We start from the raw sequence: 1,672 nt of genomic DNA on the forward strand, positions 1-1,672 counted from the left end.
ATATATGGAGGCTTATCGAATGTATTATTTCTCTTAAATAAAAATAATACGTTAGTGGCGGGATAAAAAAACCCTCTCTAATGAGCTGTCTCTTGATCACAAGTCTAGTGATCAAGAGACATTGCGAGTTCGTAGCCCTCAAGGATGGTTTGTAGTTTAAACCATCCTTCCCAAAGCACCTTTATTGAAGCTCTACCCGTCCTTTTGGTATCTTTCCAACCGCCTAATTTAGCGAGATTTTTGTACGCCCAACCCATATCGGGCACTTCTTTAGGTAACGTCTTACTTTCTAGTTTCAACCATAGTAGCTTCCAAGCTTTTTGGCCCAATACCTTTTCACAACTTTCTTTCGTTAGCTCATCAACTTCTTTCATGAAGCGTAATGCCAATAAACGCGTAGCAACAAAGGCATAGATGACACTTAATCTCTCTAAGTTATCTTTACTTTGTAGCCTGAGTGACTCCACATCTGTCCCTTCACTTTTCCAGACTTTATGGAAATCTTCAATCAGCCATCGGCGCTCGTAATAACCGATAATTCTCATGGCATCTTCAACGTTGTTTATTGGCTCCGACGTCAAGAGGTGCCATGCTAACTTGTCTTTTGATGTCCCTTGCTCAAGACAACCAACATAATAAACAGGTATGCCTGCGTGCTCTTTTTTGTTTGCCGGAGCCTTTAATGTCACCTGACCATATTTAACATCAAGCTTTACATCTCTCGCTTTTCTCCCTCCTTTTTGGGGGATGGTAAGCGCTTTTGTCTCGACGCTTGGTAACGCTTGCGCATAGTCGTAAAGCTTTTGAGCATGCTCTTCTAGACAACGACTTTGCATTGAGCGAACGACAAAACGCTGCTGATGTTGACGCTTATAAGTTAAGTATTCGAATAGGTCAGCTTCTCGGTCACAGACCGAGATAACATCTAACATTTTATCCCCTAGGCGTTCAACGACACGGCGAGAGGCTTGCTCCCACTTGTAACTCTCTTTCTCCTTATAAGGACGAGTCGCGTGTTGGTGCTTTTGCCCACGCTTGGTAATATCTCGGCTCCATCGTTGCTGCTCTATCAGACCAACAATGGTTTGGCTTTGTGGTGCAAAAAGTAACGTCGAATGTACGTGGAGAGCTCGAGTTCTATCGCCTTGATTAGTATGCCCGAGTTCTTCTTTGATACTTCGATGCGAAAAGCTGAGCGTTGTTGTATCTTCAAGCGCGAGTAATTCCTTATGCTCGTTAGCTCGAGATACCGTTGATTGAAAACCTGCTTCAGCGATGTCTTCTGCATTGATGTTTTCATTGCGGATAAAGCGATATGCACCTTCCATATCGGCGGGAGAAAAAGGAAGTTTAGCCACGGAGACTCCTGGTTGATTAGCAATAGAAGTCGCTAAGCTGATGAGGCGTTGTGTTCTTCGAGGGTCTTTAAGTTGTGCTTGTCCAAATTGTTCTTGTGCCCAAAGTTTAGCGTCTGAGTGTGTCATCTTAGTGTTTCAGTAAGGATTGCTAAGTGATCAGATCACACACACTTGAAAGAGTTCAAAAAAAATCCCCAAGCTATAAGCTTGGGGATTTGTGTATAAGAGACAGGTCATCACCCGGCTTTTTGCTATTTGGATTCTAGGAAAAATTAGTCCAATCCCATATCTTCAATTCGTTTGGCAATAAGACG

1 protein-coding gene is annotated in these 1,672 nt (G+C 42.9%); it reads right to left on the reverse strand.

The window, feature by feature from the left end; translation table 11 throughout:
- Nucleotides 1-104: 104 nt before the first annotated feature.
- Nucleotides 105-1,484 (reverse strand): IS4 family transposase, encoded by a 1,380-nt coding sequence (locus KIV40_RS11625; protein WP_285349327.1) that lies wholly within the window; start codon nucleotides 1,482-1,484, stop codon nucleotides 105-107.
- Nucleotides 1,485-1,672 lie beyond the last annotated feature (188 nt).

This window comes from Vibrio sp. D173a (assembly GCF_030248475.1).